Source organism: Paucibacter aquatile (assembly GCF_002885975.1).
Taxonomy (GTDB): domain Bacteria; phylum Pseudomonadota; class Gammaproteobacteria; order Burkholderiales; family Burkholderiaceae_C; genus Paucibacter_A; species Paucibacter_A aquatilis.
The window spans coordinates 3,630,877-3,644,445 of sequence record NZ_POSP01000003.1 but is presented as its reverse complement, the minus strand read 5'-3'; the positions used below and the strand labels follow the sequence as shown (position 1 = coordinate 3,644,445).

Genomic DNA, 13,569 nt, shown 5'->3' with positions numbered 1-13,569 from the left:
GCACGGATTATCCGATGCCCAACGTGCCTGATCTTGCTGCAGAGCAAGCGTGTCACACCAGCCCTGTCATCGCACGCTGCGATACTGGGGCAGCACTTGATTTCGCAGAGCGGGCCGCCACCTGAAGCGCTGCCCCTTGAACGATTCCACACCGGAGGATTTCCATGACGGCCATCTCGAAGACCTCACGCAACGCCCGCAACACCCGCAGCGCCCTCAGCGCCGCTGCGGCACTCGCCCTGACGCTCTCGCTCAGCGGCTGCGGCTACAACGAATTCCAGACCCTGGACGAGCAGGTCAACGCCAACTGGGCCGAGGTGCTAAGCCAGTACCAGCGCCGCGCCGACCTGATCCCCAACATCGTCAACACGGTCAAGGGCGAGGCCAACTTCGAGCAAGAGACCCTCACCAAGGTGATCGAGGCGCGTGCCAAGGCCACCAGCATCCAGGTCACACCCGAGCTGGCCAAGGACCCGGAGGCGCTGAAGAAGTTCCAGGCCGCCCAGGGCGAGGTGTCGAGCGCGCTGTCACGCCTGCTGGTGGTCAGCGAGAACTACCCCAACCTCAAGGCCAACCAGGGCTTCCAGGATCTGCGCGTGCAGCTGGAAGGCACCGAGAACCGCATCACCGTAGCGCGCAACCGTTACATCAAGTCGGTGGCCGACTACAACGTGCACACCCGCCAGTTCCCCAACAACCTGACCGCCAAGGTGTTTGGTTATGAGGTCAAGCCCAACTTCACGGTGCAGAACGAGGCGGCGATCAGCAACGCCCCGGCCGTGAGCTTCGACAAACCGGCGTCCAAATAAGCCCGCCATGAGCAAGGCACTGCGGCTGCACCCGCTGCTCCTGCTCGGCGGGCTGCTCAGCCTGCTGCTGGCACTGGCCGGCGGGCCGGCGCGCGCGCAGGAGCTGCGCCCCGTGCCTGTGCTTACCCAGCAGGTGATGGACCAGACGGGCACGCTCAGCGCCGCGCAGCGCGAGGCCTTGACGAGCAAGCTGGAGCGCTTCGAGCGCGAGAGCGGCTCGCAGCTGGTGATCCTGATCGTGGCCAGCAGCCAGCCCGAGGACATTGCCGCCTTCGCGCAGCGCGTCGGCGATGCCTGGAAGATCGGCCGCAAGGATGTAGGCGACGGCCTTCTGATCGTGGTGGCCAAGAACGACCGCAAGGTGCGCATCGAAGTGGCCAAGGCGCTGGAAGGTGCCGTGCCCGATCTGGCCGCACGCCAGATCATCCAGAACGCCCTCAGCCCCGCGTTCAAGGCGGGTGACTATGCCGGCGGCTTGAACCTGGCAGTGGACCAACTTCAAGCACGCATCCGCGGCGAAGCGCTGCCCGCGCCCGCGCCCGGCGCCACGCCGGCCCGAGGCACGGCGTCCGGCGATGGCGGCCTTGATTTCGAAACCCTGGGCGCCCTCTTCTTCATCGGCGTACCCATCTTGGGGTCCCTTCTGAGCAGCATCTTCGGGCGCAAGCTCGGCAGCCTGTTCACCAGTGCGGTGGCGGGCTCGGCGGCCGGCTGGATGGCGTCCAGCGCGCTGATCGGCGGCTTGGTGGGATTTGTGGCCTTGATCGTGGTGGGCGTGATGGGCTTGGGGGGATCGCGGAGCCACAGCGTTCGCCGCGGTGGCCGAGGCCGCAGCGACAGCGGCCCCGTCATCTGGGGAGGGTCGGGCGGATCTTGGGGCGGAGGCGGCGGCGGCAGCGACAGTGGCGGTGGCGGTTTCAGCTCGGGCGGCGGCGGCGACTTTGGCGGCGGCGGCGCCTCGGGAGACTGGTGATGAACGCTGGATCGACAAGCAAGACAAGAAAGCAGGGCTGGCTGCGCTGGTGGCGCCACCGCTGGATGGACAGCCGGGATGCCGAACGCGCCCTGCCCGATGCGGCACTGGCGCGCATCGAGGCCCTGGTGCGCGCCAGTGAGGCCCGGCACCAAGGCCAGATCTGCGTCTGCGTCGAAGCCGGCCTGCCCACCTCCTATTTGTGGAAAGGGCTGCAGGCGCGTGACCGCGCGATCACCTTGTTCGGCAAGCTGCGGGTCTGGGACACCGAGGCCAACAACGGCGTGCTGATCTATCTGCTGCTGGCCGACCGGGCCATCGAGGTGGTGGCCGATCGCGGCCTCAAGCCCTGCGTGAGCCCGCAGCAATGGCAAGCCCTGGTGGCCTCGCTTGGTGAGGCCTTGAAGGCCGGCCAGTTCGAGCCCGGACTGGCGGCCGCGGTGAACGGGGTGAGCGAGCTGCTTTGCGAGCATTTCCCGTTGCGCGAAGGTGAGACCGCCCGCAACGAACTGCCCGACGCCGTGCTACGCCTTTGACCCTTTGCCTGCAGCCGCACCGCCCTGAGCTCGAAGCGGCTTGAGCCTGCCGCTGAACGTCTCCGTCAGCGGCTTGTGCCCCAGCGGCGGAAACTTGAGCTTGGCCTGGGGCACGCGCACATCGGGCAGCTGATCGAGCAGGTGGCGGATCAAGGTCAGGCGACCCAGGCGCTGGTCGTTGAAATCCACCAGGGTCCAAGGCGCGTAGGTCTTGTGCGTGGCCGCCAGCATGCGCTCACGGGCCTGGCCGTACTCGGCGTAGCGGGTGCGCGCCTCCAGATCGATGGGCGAGAGCTTCCAGCGCTTGAGCGGGTCGGCCAGGCGCTCGGCAAAGCGCAGCTCCTGCTGCTCCTGGTCCACGCAGAGCCAGTACTTGAGCAAGAGGATGCCGTCGTCCACCAGGAGCTTCTCGAACACCGGCGCCTGCTGCAAAAAGGCCTCGGTCTGGGGCGGCGTGCAAAAGCCCATGACGCTCTCCACCCCGGCGCGGTTGTACCAGCTGCGGTCGAACAGCGCGATCTCGCCCGCGGCAGGCAGGTGCGGCACATAACGCTGAAAGTACCAGGCGCCCTGCTCCCGCTCGCTGGGCTTGCCCAGGGCCACGGTGTGGCACTGGCGCGGGTTCAAGGTCTCCGAGATCGCCGCGATCGTGCCGCCCTTGCCAGCCGTGTCGCGCCCCTCGACCAGCACCACCAAGCGCTTGCCACTGTGCTGCAGCCACTGCGCCATGGCATTGAGCTCCAGCTGCAGCGGCGCCATGCGCTCGAGGTATTCGGACTTGCTGAGCTTGCTCGGTTCAGACCTGGGTTTGGTCTTGCTGCTGTTCTTGCTGTCTTTCTTGCCGGCCATGACACCTCCGAGATCGGTCTGAGGCGGCCAGCATACGTGCTCAGCTCAAGCCTGCACGAGCGTCTGCATGCCCACCCAGCTCTCACCGGGCGCGAGCTGCACGGGCTGGCGGATCTGGGCTGCTTCGATGCAGAGCATGTGCTGGTAGCCATCGGCCGGCATGTCCGGCAGCTGGGCGCATTTCTCGGCACCGGGGTTCCAGACCACGGTGTCCTCAAAACCCTGCTGGCGGATCAGCAGCTGGCGGCCGCGGTTGATCAGCTGTTCCTTGAGGGTCAGGTCTTGCTTGAGACCGTGGTAGATGCGGTCGAGATCGCCGCCCGGCAGCAAGAGTTCGACCCGCTGGCGCTTGAGCTCGCCGCCGGCAGCGCTGTCCTCGTACTGCAGGCCGCTCAGCCCTTCGACACTGCTGGAGTCCAGATCGTGGACGCGCAAATAGGTGTGCAGCGCGCTGGTGAAGTCGAAGGCGGTGTCGCCCTTGTTCTCACAGGCCAGCTCGATCTGCAGCTCGCGGCCGCTGATGCGCACGCTCAGCTCCAGCTCAAAGGCGTGGGGCCAGAACATGCGACTGGCAGCATCGTCGGTCAGGCGCAGCACCGCCAGCGCATCGTCCGCGCCCTGCTCGGCCGACACCAGCTGCCAGGGCTTGCTGCGGGCGAAGCCATGACGCTTGAGCGGGCCGCGGGTGGAGAACTGCGGAAAGATCACCGGCACGCCGCCGCGGATCGCCTCGCCATTGGCATAGGCCGTCTTGGGCGACACATAGAGCTGCTCCTCGCCGCCAGCGGGCACCCAGGAGAGCAGGTGCGCGCCGTGCAGCAGCACCGTGGCACGCGCGCCATCCGGCGACTTCAGCTCGATCGCATCGAGGCCCTGGTGGCGGGAGATGGCAATGGGTTGGGGCGTGGCGGCGGTCATGGCGGTTCTCTCGGCGGCAGAAGGGCGAAGGGAGGCGAAAGGAGGAGAAAAGGGAAAGGGGGAATGGAGAACTTCAAATGGACAACGCCCGCCGGACTTGCGTCGGCGGGCGCTGAGGTTCCGGCCGGCAACATGAGTTCCCGGCGGAAGCGTCTTGCAGATTACTTCTGACGGAACTTGCGCAGCGCCGCGATCTGGGCCGCCATGGCGGCGAACTCGCTTTGCGCGGCGGCAAAGTCGATGTCGCTCTTGGCGTTCTTCATCGCTTCCTCGGCCAACTTCTTGGCTTCGGTGGCCTTGGCTTCGTCCAAGTCCTTGCCGCGGATGGCGGTGTCGGCCAGCACGGTCACCGTGCCCGGCTGCACTTCCAGAATGCCGCCAGCGACGAAGACGAACTCTTCGCTGCCATCGGCCTTCTCGATGCGCACGGCACCCGGCTTGATGCGAGTGATCAGAGGGGTGTGCTTGGGCAGGATGCCCAGCTCACCACCTTCACCCGGCAGCGCGACGAACTTGGCTTCGCCGGAGAAGATCTGCTCTTCGGCGGAGACCACGTCAACATGAATGGTTGCCATGATTTGTATCGTCCTTAGCGTTGAAAAAGAGAGTTAGAGGGAACTGCCGCCGAGGGCTTGAGCCCCGCGGCGGCGAACTTCCATCAACCCAGCTTCTTCGCCTTTTCGAACGCTTCGTCGATGGTGCCAACCATGTAGAACGCTTGTTCCGGCAGGTGATCGCACTCGCCAGCCACGATCATCTTGAAACCACGGATGGTTTCCTTCAGCGGCACGTACTTGCCCGGCGAGCCGGTGAACACTTCAGCGACGTGGAAGGGCTGCGACAGGAAGCGCTGGATCTTACGGGCGCGAGCCACGATCAGCTTGTCTTCCGGTGCCAGCTCGTCCATACCCAGAATGGCGATGATGTCGCGCAATTCCTTGTAGCGCTGCAGGATGCCCTGCACCGCACGGGTGGTCGAGTAGTGCTCTTCGCCGATCACGTTCGGGTCGATCTGACGCGAGGTCGAGTCCAGCGGGTCCACAGCGGGGTAGATACCCAGCGAAGCGATGTCACGCGACAACACGACGGTGGCGTCCAAGTGGGCGAAGGTCGTGGCAGGCGAGGGGTCGGTCAAGTCATCCGCTGGCACGTAGACGGCCTGGATGGAGGTGATCGAACCGACCTTGGTCGAGGTGATCCGCTCTTGCAGACGGCCCATTTCCTCGGCCAGCGTCGGCTGGTAGCCCACGGCGGAAGGCATACGGCCCAGCAGTGCGGACACTTCGGTACCGGCCAGGGTGTAGCGGTAGATGTTGTCCACGAAGAACAGCACGTCACGGCCTTCGTCACGGAAGGATTCCGCAATGGTCAGACCGGTCAGGGCCACGCGCAGACGGTTGCCCGGAGGCTCGTTCATCTGACCGTAGACCATGGCGACCTTGGAGTCTTCGAGCTTCTCGAGGTTCACGACGCCCGAATCGGCCATCTCGTGATAGAAGTCATTGCCCTCACGGGTACGCTCGCCCACACCCGCAAACACCGACAGACCGCTGTGGGCCTTGGCGATGTTGTTGATGAGTTCCATCATGTTCACGGTCTTGCCCACACCGGCGCCACCGAACAGACCCACCTTGCCGCCCTTGGCGAACGGGCAGATCAAGTCGATCACCTTGATGCCGGTTTCCAGCAGGTCTTGCGAGGGGCTCAGTTCGTCGTAGGCGGGAGCAGCGCGGTGGATCGAAGCGATTTGCGCTTGATCAACCGGGCCACGCTCGTCGATGGGCGAACCCAGCACGTCCATGATGCGACCCAGGGTGGCCTTGCCGACCGGCACCTGGATGTTTTCGCCGGTGTTGTACACCTGCGAACCGCGACGCAGACCGTCCGACGAGCCCAGAGCAATGGTACGCACCACGCCGTCGCCCAGCTGTTGCTGAACTTCCAGCGTCAGGGCGGAGCCTTCCATCTTCAGCGCGTCATAGATCTTCGGCATTTGGTTGCGCGGGAACTCCACGTCCACCACGGCGCCAATGCACTGAACGATCTTGCCAACCGCGTTGGTTTGAGTGTTCGACATATCGATTCCTTCAATCAGTATTCGTTGCGTATGGTTTGGCGAGCAGCGGGATCAACCCACCGCGGCCGCGCCACTGACGATTTCGCTCAGTTCCTTGGTGATGGCGGCCTGGCGGGTCTTGTTGTAGACCAGCTTCAGCTCACCAATCAAGGTGCCGGCGTTGTCGGTTGCGGCCTTCATCGCCACCATGCGTGCCGATTGCTCGGACGCCATGTTTTCCGCCACAGCCTGATAAACCAGCGCTTCGGTGTAACGCACCAAGAGCTCGTCGATCACGGTCGCCGCGTCGGGTTCGTAGATGTAATCCCAAGCGTGCGAGGCCTTGGAGCCTTCAGCGCCACCAGCCAGACCCTCGGTGCTCAGCGGCAGCAGCTGCTGCACAACCGGCTCCTGCTTCATCGTGTTGATGAAACGGGTGTAGCACAGGTAAACCGCCGAGAGCTTGCCTTCCGCGTACGCGTCGAGCAAAACCTTGACCGGGCCGATGATCTTCTCGATGTGCGGCTGGTCACCCATCTGCGTCACATGCGAGACGACCTTGGCGCCGATGCGGTTCATGAAGCCCAAGCCCTTGTTGCCGATGGCAACGACTTCAGCCTTCTGACCGCCCGCTTCCAGGTCTTTCAACTTGGCCGTGGCTGCGCGCAACAGATTGGTGTTCAAACCGCCGCACAGACCCTTGTCCGTCGTGACCACCACGAAACCGACCTGCTTGGCCGACTCGTTCGTCACCATGAAGGGGTGCTGGTACTCGGGGTTGGCCTTGGAGAGATTGGCGGCGATGCTGCCGATCTTCTCGCTGTAGGGCCGAGCCGAGCGCATCCGTTCCTGCGCCTTGCGCATCTTGGACGCAGCGACCATTTCCATGGCCTTGGTGATCTTCTTGGTGTTCTCGACCGACTTGATCTTGCCGCGAATTTCCTTGCTTGATGCCATGATTTCTCCTGTTCAGATGGGGCGGTTCAGCGCGTGGTGCTTGTTCCGCCCCGTCATGGGCATTAAGCGAAGGACTTCTTGAACGTCGTGATGGCGGCGTTCAACTCGGCTTCCGCATCCTTGTCCATGGCCTTGTCGGCTTCCAGCTTGGCCAGCAGAGCGGCGTGGCTGGTCTTCAGGAACTGGTGCAGGCCGTGTTCGAAAGCCAGAACCTTCTTCACGTCCAGGCTGTCCATGAAGCCCTTGTTCACCGCGTACAGCGTGGCAGCCATCAGGCTGATCGGCAGCGGCGAGTACTGAGCTTGCTTCAGCAGTTCGGTCACGCGGGCACCGCGGTCCAGCTGCTTGCGGGTGGACTCGTCCAGATCGGAAGCGAACTGCGCGAACGCAGCCAGTTCACGGTACTGCGCCAGATCGGTACGGATACCGCCGGACAGGCCCTTGATCAGCTTGGTCTGAGCAGCGCCACCGACGCGCGACACCGAGATACCGGCGTTGATCGCGGGGCGGATGCCGGCGTTGAACAGATTGGTTTCCAGGAAGATCTGGCCGTCGGTGATCGAGATCACGTTGGTCGGCACAAAGGCGGACACGTCACCGGCTTGGGTTTCGATGATGGGCAGCGCGGTCAGCGAACCGGTCTTGCCCTTCACTTCACCCTTGGTGAATGCTTCGACGTAGTCGGCATTCACGCGAGCGGCACGCTCCAGCAGACGGCTGTGCAGGTAGAACACGTCGCCCGGGTAGGCTTCACGGCCCGGCGGACGGCGCAGCAGCAGCGAGACCTGACGGTAGGCCACAGCTTGCTTGGACAGATCGTCATAAATGATCAGCGCGTCTTGACCGCGGTCGCGGAAGTACTCGCCCATCGTGCAGCCCGAGTAGGCCGAGACGTACTGCATGGCCGCCGATTCAGACGCAGAGGCGGCCACGACGATGGTGTAGTCCATCGCACCGTTGGCTTCCAGAGCCCGCACCACGTTCTTGATCGACGAAGCCTTCTGGCCGATCGCGACGTAGATACAGGTCATGTTCTGACCCTTCTGGGCCAGGATGGCGTCGATGGCGACGGCGGTCTTGCCGGTCTGGCGGTCACCGATGATCAGCTCGCGCTGGCCACGGCCGACGGGCACCATGGAGTCGATGGACTTCAGACCGGTTTGCACCGGCTGGTCCACGGACTTACGTGCGATCACGCCAGGCGCGACCTTTTCGATCACGTCGGTCAGCTTGGCGTTGATCGGGCCCTTGCCGTCGATCGGCTCGCCCAGGGCGTTGACGACGCGACCCACCAGCTCGGGGCCGACGGGCACTTCCAGAATGCGACCCGTGCACTTGACGGTGTTGCCTTCGGAGATGTGCTCGTAAGCGCCCAGAATCACGGCGCCGACGGAGTCGCGCTCGAGGTTCAGAGCCAGGCCGTAGGTCGGCTTGCCATCGGCACCGGCCGGGAACTCCAGCATTTCGCCTTGCATCACGTCAGACAGACCATGGATGCGGCAGATGCCGTCGGACACGGACACGACCGTGCCCTGGTTGCGGACGTCCGTCGATGCACCCAGACCCTCGATGCGGGACTTGATGACTTCGGAAATTTCAGCAGGATTCAAATTCATTGCTATGGCTCCCATCTGGACTAGCGTCTGTTGCCAGAGCGGTAGACACAGGGATGAACGAAAGGGGGTGGCGTTGCGCTCGTGCCCGAAACTCAGGCGGTGAGCGCCACTTTCATGCGCTCCAGGCGGGACTTGACCGAGGTGTCGAGCACCTCATCGCCAACCACCACCCGGATGCCGCCAATCAATGCCGGCTCCAGCGTGACTTGGGCTTGCAGCTTGCGAGCGAAGCGCTTTTCCAGCGCCGCCACGACCTCGGCCAGCTGAGCCGGCTCGATCGGGTAGGCGCTGTAAATGGTCGCATCAGCCACACCTGCAGCGGCATTGGCGAGCGCATGGAACTGCGCTGCCACGGCCGGCAAGGCTGCCAGGCGACCATTGGCGATCACTTCACGCAGAAAGCTCTGCATGCCGTCGGCCAAGGCCAGGCCCGTGGCTGCCGTCATGATGGCAAGCACTTGCTCGGGCTGGGCCTTGGGGCTGTCAGCGAACTGGCGCAGCTCGGCGTCTTGCGCCACCTGGGCCAGCGCAGAAATCTGCTGGCCCCAGGCCTTGACGTCAGACTTCAGCGCCACTTGGTAGAGCGCTTCCGCGTAAGGACGGGCAATGGTTGCGAGCTCAGCCATGATTACAGCTCCGTCTTCAGACGGCCCAGCAACTCGGCATGGACGCTGGCGTTGACCTCGCGCTGCAGAATTTGCTCGGCACCCTTGACGGCCAGTGCGGCGACCTGCTCGCGCAGGGCCTCACGGGCACGTGCGGCTTGCTGCTCGGCTTCAGCCTTGGCAGCGGCCACGATCTTGGCGCCTTCTTCTTCTGCACGCACTTTGGCAGCGTCCACGATGGCAGCGGCACGCTTTTCAGCGTCAGCCAATTGCTTGGTGGTTTCACCGCGCGCTTGGGCCAGTTGCTCGTCGACCTTCTTGTTGGCCGTGGCCAATTCAGACTTAGCCAGTTCAGCCGCCTTCAGACCGTCGGCGATCTTCTGCGCACGCTCATCCAGCGCCTTGGTGATCGGCGGCCAGATGAAGCGCATGGTGAACCAAACAAGGATCGCAAAAACGATCGCTTGCAGGAACAGGGTTGCGTTGATATTCACAGCACGATCCTTTCAACCGTGAAAGGTTGGCCGTTCAATTAGATGGCGAAGGGCTTGGCGAATGCGAACAGCAGAGCGATAGCCACGCCGATCAGGAAAGCAGCGTCGATCAGACCAGCCAAGATGAACATCTTGGTTTGCAGTTCGTTCATCAGCTCAGGCTGGCGAGCCGAAGATTCCAGGAACTTGCCGCCCATCAGTGCGATACCGATCGAAGCGCCCAGAGCGCCCAGACCAACGATGAGACCGCAAGCCAGCGCGACGAGACCGAGGATGTTTTCCATGATTAGCTCCAGAAGGGATAGAAAAAAGAAAAGGGAAAGGGAAAGGTCAAACGAAAAACTACAGACTGACTGCGATCAGTGCGCGTCGTGCGCCTGGCCGGTGTAGATCAGGGTCAGCATCATGAAGATGAAGGCCTGCAAGGTGATGATCAGGATGTGAAACAGCGTCCACACCGTGCCTGCCACCAAGTGACCCAGACCCAGCCAGAAGCCGCCCGACAAGGGGTTCAGCTCCCAGGCCCACACACCGCCCATCAAGGCAATCAGCATGAACACCAGTTCGCCGGCAAACATATTGCCGAACAGTCGCATGCCGTGAGACACGGTCTTGGCCGCGAACTCGATCATCTGCATCAGGAAATTGATCGGATACAGGAACCACTTGTCGCCGAAGGGCGCAGCCAGCAGCTCATGCGTCCAGCCGCCGATGCCCTTGATCTTCACGCTGTACCAGAAGCACACCAGCAGCACGCTGGTGGACAGGCCCAGGGTGGTCGACAGGTCGGCCGTCGGCACGACACGCATGTAGGCGTGGTGTGCGTCATGGCCCATGGCGGCGTAAGCGTGGGTCCAGGCAGCCGGCAGCAGGTCGACCGGCAGCATGTCCATGAAATTCATCAGGAAGATCCAGACGAAGACGGTCAGCGCCAGGGGCGAGATCACCTTGCGGCTGGCGGCGTTGTGGATCACGCCCTTGGCCTGGTTCTCGACCATTTCAGCCAGGATTTCCACGGCAGCCTGGAAGCGGCCCGGCACGCCCGACGTGGCCTTGCGCGCGGCGCGCCACAGGAAGAAGCAGCCGATCACGCCAAGCAGCACTGAATAGATCAGCGAGTCGAGGTTGAACAGGCTGAAATCAACAATGCTGGTTTGCTTGACCGCTTGGCCCGCAAAGTTCACTTGCATGTGCTGCAAGTGATGCTGGATGTATTCGCCCGCGTTCGGCGCGTGTCCTTCGGCTGCCATTGTCAGTTTCCGTCCCGCTTGGCGTGGCTTGCGGCCACGCGATTTTTGCTGAAACGACCCTGCAGAAGCAGGGCCACCCAATTAACTTTCAAACACCCGATCAGCCCAACCAGCAATGCTGGCCAGTACAGCCCGGGCATCCATTTCGCAGCCGCTGCCAAGATGGCAACGGCCAACATGATCTTGATCAACTCCCAGAACATGAAGCCCAGCACCGCAGCGCCAGGAATCCCCCTGAAGAGCCCGGTCATGCCCCATGCCATCAAGGCATTGGGCAAAACCACCGCGGCCACGCCACACAGGGCCGACCGCGCTTTCTCCATTCCACCGAGGCTGCTGTCGCCCATCAACCAGGCACCCAGCCCCCAGAGCATGGTCAGCAGCACACCGATCACGGCCTGCGCCCCCACCACCCGCCAGGGCGACAAAGGCGGATGCTGCGCCACCAGGGCTTGAGCCTCCTCACGCGTGAGCGTCTTGAAAGCAGCCTCGGCGGCCCCATCCTGGGAACCATCCTCAGACACCTCGTCATCCCAAGCCAGCTGCCTGAACTTGCGCTCAGGCGATGACCCCGGCGACAGAGTCAGCGAACTTGCAGGCTGGGCTGTTTTCGAACCTTCGACTGGACCGGACGTTGGCGATCGCTCTGATCGCTGATCCCCTGCCCTGGCACCCGAATGTCCGCCCAGTTCATCGCCTTCAAATTCGCTCATGAATGGATGACGGCTGTCGGCAAAACCCAAAGATTATATGTGGAAACCCGTAGCCTGGGAAAGCCAGCGCCACCGGGAGCCCTCCCAAACCCCTGCCGCAGCCCCTCGCCCGAGGCCGAAAGACCGATGCCAAGCTAGCTTCAAAGCGCCCGCCGGCCGGCCTTTCCAGGCCCGGCGGCATGATCTTCAAGGACCATGACTTTTGGCTGACAGCCCTGCAAGTCCGAGGGGCATGGGCGCCCGATTCTGGGGCGCCAGCGGCTCAGAGCTTGAGTTGATGGGGCGCCCAGCCGGGCACCTCCACCCGCATCTGCAGCACGCAACCGGCCCAGGGCTGGGCCGCGCGCTCCTCGGCCGGGCGGCCATCGCTGGCGGTGGTGATGTAGAGCGTGCGCAGATCGGCCCCACCGAAAGTCGGCATGGTCGGGCAACTCACCGGCAACTTGACCTCCTTCAAGACCTGCCCCTCGGGCGAGAGCCGCAGCAGGCGCTGGCCTTCGTACATGGCCACCCAGTAGCAGCCCTCCTGGTCCACGGCTGCACCGTCGGGCCGTCCGCCGTAGCTATCCAGCGACTGGCCGGCCGCACGCGGCTCGAAACGCACCCAGGTCTGGCGCGCTCCCAACGCACCGGTCTCGGCATCGAAAGGCAGGCGGTAGATTTCATGCGCCTTGGTGTCGGACCAATACATCCAGGCCTGATCCGGGCTCCAGGCCAGGCCGTTCGAGGTGGTGATGCCGCCTTCGGCGCGCACAAAGCCGGCTGACCCATAACGGTACAGCGCAGCGTCAGGCGCGCGGGCATCGTCGATGCCGCCGACCCAGAGCCGGCCCTGCGCATCGGGCTTGCCGTCGTTGAAGCGCTGGCGCGCCGGGTCGTACGGCGGCGGCGCCAGCAGACTGCAGGCACCGCTTTCCAGATCCAGTCGGAACAGCCCCTGGCGCTGCGCCACGGCCAGTCCGCCGCCCTCGATCAGCGCGATACAGCCGGGCTCACTGGCCATGGGCCATTGCCGCAATTCGCCCGAGGCGGGGTGCAGGCGCAGCACCTGCTTGGCAGGAATGTCGACGTAGTAGAGCGCCTGCTCCTCCACGCTCCACAGCGGCGATTCACCCAGCAAGGCCGGCGTCGGGCCGGCGGGCGTGATGGTGTAGGGCGGGGTCGAGGCTTCTGAATTCATGGCGATCGAGGCGGGGGCAGAGGCGAGATGCAAGAGCCCATGCTACGACCGTAACCCGATGAAACTCAGACCCGCGCCGCGATTGCTGTGCGGCGACCCTCAGGCCAGTTCGACACGGAGGTAGTGCGCACCCGGGATCGGGTTGAAGTAATACGGCGGCACGGCCTCGAAACCCAGACTCTCGTACAGGCCGCGAGCGGCCTCCATATCGTCCAGGGTGTCCAGCAGCATGCTGGAATAGCCGGCCTGGGTGGCGCGGTCGATCAAGGCCTGGGCCAGCATGCGCCCGAGGCCGAAGCGGCGGAAGGCCGGGCGCACAAACAGGCGCTTCATTTCGCAGGCGTTGGGGTAATCGACCTCAGGCAGGTTGCGAAACCCGCCGCAACCGGCCACGGCGCCATCAACCAGCGCCAGCAGCATCAAGCCGCCGGGCGGCTCATACTGGCCGGGCAGCGAGGCCAGTTCGGCCTCGAAATCCTGGAAGCACAGATCCACCTGCAAGCTGGCGCTGTAATCGCGCAGGATCTCGCGCGTGGCGGACCAGGCTTCAGCGTCGTCTGGGGTGATCAGGGTGATGCGAGGGCTTTCCATGCAGCGCTGCAGTGTACTGGCC

Annotated in this window: 16 protein-coding genes; 3 read left to right on the top strand and 13 right to left on the bottom strand. The window is 63.9% G+C overall.

The features are described from left to right. Positions 1-164 precede the first annotated feature (164 nt). From C1O66_RS18855 to C1O66_RS18845, 3 genes are read left to right on the top strand one after another with little or no spacing between them, the layout of a single operon-like run. On the top strand, positions 165-809 hold the full coding sequence (locus tag C1O66_RS18855; RefSeq protein WP_102769305.1) for a LemA family protein: 645 nt from the start codon (positions 165-167) through the stop codon (positions 807-809). 7 nt (positions 810-816) lie between these two features. After that, positions 817-1,782, top strand: coding sequence for a TPM domain-containing protein (locus tag C1O66_RS18850; RefSeq protein WP_102769304.1), 966 nt, complete (start codon positions 817-819; stop codon positions 1,780-1,782). Continuing rightward, a complete protein-coding gene (locus C1O66_RS18845) occupies positions 1,782-2,318 on the top strand; it encodes a TPM domain-containing protein (RefSeq protein ID WP_102769303.1) in 537 nt (178 codons plus the stop codon). Before C1O66_RS18850 ends, C1O66_RS18845 begins: the two co-directional genes overlap by 1 nt. Here the strand turns inward: C1O66_RS18845 and ppk2 are convergent. The 13 genes from ppk2 to C1O66_RS18780 form a co-directional block, all read right to left on the bottom strand. Further along, entirely contained in the window at positions 2,307-3,167 is an 861-nt protein-coding gene (gene ppk2 / locus C1O66_RS18840) for a polyphosphate kinase 2 (RefSeq protein WP_102769302.1), read from the bottom strand. The two genes, C1O66_RS18845 and ppk2, sit on opposite strands and share 12 nt — an antisense overlap. Positions 3,168-3,212: 45 nt before the next feature. Further along, positions 3,213-4,085, bottom strand: coding sequence for a D-hexose-6-phosphate mutarotase (locus C1O66_RS18835; RefSeq protein ID WP_102769301.1), 873 nt, complete (start codon positions 4,083-4,085; stop codon positions 3,213-3,215). Positions 4,086-4,246: 161 nt separating this feature from the next. Beyond that, complete coding sequence (locus tag C1O66_RS18830; protein WP_102769300.1) at positions 4,247-4,660, bottom strand: F0F1 ATP synthase subunit epsilon; 414 nt, start codon at positions 4,658-4,660, stop codon at positions 4,247-4,249. A gap of 83 nt (positions 4,661-4,743) precedes the next feature. Next, entirely contained in the window at positions 4,744-6,168 is a 1,425-nt protein-coding gene (gene atpD / locus C1O66_RS18825) for a F0F1 ATP synthase subunit beta (protein ID WP_171828713.1), read from the bottom strand. Positions 6,169-6,213: 45 nt separating this feature from the next. Continuing rightward, entirely contained in the window at positions 6,214-7,098 is an 885-nt protein-coding gene (gene atpG / locus C1O66_RS18820; RefSeq protein WP_102769298.1) for a F0F1 ATP synthase subunit gamma, read from the bottom strand. Positions 7,099-7,160: 62 nt separating this feature from the next. Continuing rightward, positions 7,161-8,714 carry a F0F1 ATP synthase subunit alpha gene (gene atpA / locus C1O66_RS18815; RefSeq protein WP_102769297.1) on the bottom strand — a complete coding sequence of 518 codons (1,554 nt, stop codon included), beginning with the start codon at positions 8,712-8,714 and terminating at the stop codon, positions 7,161-7,163. Positions 8,715-8,806: 92 nt separating this feature from the next. Then, positions 8,807-9,340 carry a F0F1 ATP synthase subunit delta gene (locus tag C1O66_RS18810; protein WP_102769296.1) on the bottom strand — a complete coding sequence of 178 codons (534 nt, stop codon included), beginning with the start codon at positions 9,338-9,340 and terminating at the stop codon, positions 8,807-8,809. 2 nt (positions 9,341-9,342) lie between these two features. Next, positions 9,343-9,813 (bottom strand): F0F1 ATP synthase subunit B, encoded by a 471-nt coding sequence (locus C1O66_RS18805; protein WP_102769295.1) that lies wholly within the window; start codon positions 9,811-9,813, stop codon positions 9,343-9,345. A gap of 38 nt (positions 9,814-9,851) precedes the next feature. Beyond that, positions 9,852-10,097, bottom strand: coding sequence for a F0F1 ATP synthase subunit C (atpE, locus tag C1O66_RS18800; RefSeq protein WP_058721792.1), 246 nt, complete (start codon positions 10,095-10,097; stop codon positions 9,852-9,854). Between the two features lie 75 nt (positions 10,098-10,172). Continuing rightward, a complete protein-coding gene (gene atpB, locus C1O66_RS18795; RefSeq protein WP_102769294.1) occupies positions 10,173-11,063 on the bottom strand; it encodes a F0F1 ATP synthase subunit A in 891 nt (296 codons plus the stop codon). A 2-nt stretch (positions 11,064-11,065) separates the two neighbouring features. Next, positions 11,066-11,776 carry an ATP synthase subunit I gene (locus tag C1O66_RS18790; RefSeq protein ID WP_102769293.1) on the bottom strand — a complete coding sequence of 237 codons (711 nt, stop codon included), beginning with the start codon at positions 11,774-11,776 and terminating at the stop codon, positions 11,066-11,068. 262 nt (positions 11,777-12,038) lie between these two features. Beyond that, positions 12,039-12,956, bottom strand: a complete 918-nt coding sequence (locus C1O66_RS18785) for an SMP-30/gluconolactonase/LRE family protein (protein WP_102769739.1) — start codon at positions 12,954-12,956, stop codon at positions 12,039-12,041. 99 nt (positions 12,957-13,055) lie between these two features. Then, positions 13,056-13,547, bottom strand: a complete 492-nt coding sequence (locus tag C1O66_RS18780; RefSeq protein WP_102769292.1) for a GNAT family N-acetyltransferase — start codon at positions 13,545-13,547, stop codon at positions 13,056-13,058. Positions 13,548-13,569 lie beyond the last annotated feature (22 nt).

Bases quoted from the DNA above. Each gene is read 5' to 3' on its own strand.
- C1O66_RS18855 (WP_102769305.1), top strand. From the start codon at position 165: ATGACGGCCATCTCGAAGACCTCACGCAACGCCCGCAACACCCGCAGC.
- C1O66_RS18850 (WP_102769304.1), top strand. From the start codon at position 817: ATGAGCAAGGCACTGCGGCTGCACCCGCTGCTCCTGCTCGGCGGGCTG.
- C1O66_RS18845 (WP_102769303.1), top strand. From the start codon at position 1,782: ATGAACGCTGGATCGACAAGCAAGACAAGAAAGCAGGGCTGGCTGCGC.
- ppk2 (WP_102769302.1), bottom strand. From the start codon at position 3,167: ATGGCCGGCAAGAAAGACAGCAAGAACAGCAGCAAGACCAAACCCAGG.
- C1O66_RS18835 (WP_102769301.1), bottom strand. From the start codon at position 4,085: ATGACCGCCGCCACGCCCCAACCCATTGCCATCTCCCGCCACCAGGGC.
- C1O66_RS18830 (WP_102769300.1), bottom strand. From the start codon at position 4,660: ATGGCAACCATTCATGTTGACGTGGTCTCCGCCGAAGAGCAGATCTTC.
- atpG (WP_102769298.1), bottom strand. From the start codon at position 7,098: ATGGCATCAAGCAAGGAAATTCGCGGCAAGATCAAGTCGGTCGAGAAC.
- atpA (WP_102769297.1), bottom strand. From the start codon at position 8,714: ATGAATTTGAATCCTGCTGAAATTTCCGAAGTCATCAAGTCCCGCATC.
- C1O66_RS18810 (WP_102769296.1), bottom strand. From the start codon at position 9,340: ATGGCTGAGCTCGCAACCATTGCCCGTCCTTACGCGGAAGCGCTCTAC.
- atpE (WP_058721792.1), bottom strand. From the start codon at position 10,097: ATGGAAAACATCCTCGGTCTCGTCGCGCTGGCTTGCGGTCTCATCGTT.
- atpB (WP_102769294.1), bottom strand. From the start codon at position 11,063: ATGGCAGCCGAAGGACACGCGCCGAACGCGGGCGAATACATCCAGCAT.
- C1O66_RS18790 (WP_102769293.1), bottom strand. From the start codon at position 11,776: ATGAGCGAATTTGAAGGCGATGAACTGGGCGGACATTCGGGTGCCAGG.
- C1O66_RS18785 (WP_102769739.1), bottom strand. From the start codon at position 12,956: ATGAATTCAGAAGCCTCGACCCCGCCCTACACCATCACGCCCGCCGGC.
- C1O66_RS18780 (WP_102769292.1), bottom strand. From the start codon at position 13,547: ATGGAAAGCCCTCGCATCACCCTGATCACCCCAGACGACGCTGAAGCC.